This window comes from Mitsuaria sp. TWR114 (assembly GCF_007997345.1).
The window spans coordinates 1-595 of record NZ_VOSR01000895.1 but is presented as its reverse complement, the minus strand read 5'-3'; the positions used below and the strand labels follow the sequence as shown (position 1 = coordinate 595).

Annotated in this window: 1 pseudogene; it reads right to left on the bottom strand. The window is 67.9% G+C overall.

Annotation, left to right across the window (positions count from 1 at the left end):
• Nucleotides 1-595, bottom strand: a pseudogene (gene tssC, locus FUT87_RS25460) (type VI secretion system contractile sheath large subunit); the annotation flags it as partial.

The window sequence follows — 595 nt, the reverse complement described above, 5'->3', positions numbered from 1 at the left end:
TTCTTGGCCAGCTCGGCCTCGCGGCGGTCGCTGATGGCGATCTCGGTCGGGCACTTCATCGCCACGCCGCCCTCGTCGGTCGGGAAGGTGTGGGCCGGCAGGCCTCGACCGCGCCGCCGGCCTCGACACCGCGGATGCGGGTGCACCAGCCGTAGGTCTTGAACGAGCGGTTGATGTTGGTCGCCATCGCGTAGGCCGAGTTGGCCCAGGTGTACTTGGCGTGCTCACCGCCACCGGTCTCTTCCTCGAAGTTGAACTCCTCGACCGGATTGGTCTTCGCGCCGTAGGGCAGGCGCGCCAGGAAACGCGGCATGGCCAGGCCGATGTAACGCGCGTCGTCGGACTCGCGCAGCGACTTCCAGGCGGCGTACTCGGGCGTGCTGAAGATCTTGGTCAGGTCGCGCGGGTTGGCGAGTTCCTGCCACGAGCCCATCTGCATCAGCGAGGGATTCGCCGCGGCGATGAAGGGCGAGTGGGCGGCGGCCGAGACCTTGGCGATCTCGCCCAGCAGTTCGACGTCGGGCGGGCTGTGGTCGAAGTAGTAGTCGCCGACGATGCAGCCGAAGGGCTCGCCGCCGAACTGGCCGAATTCCTC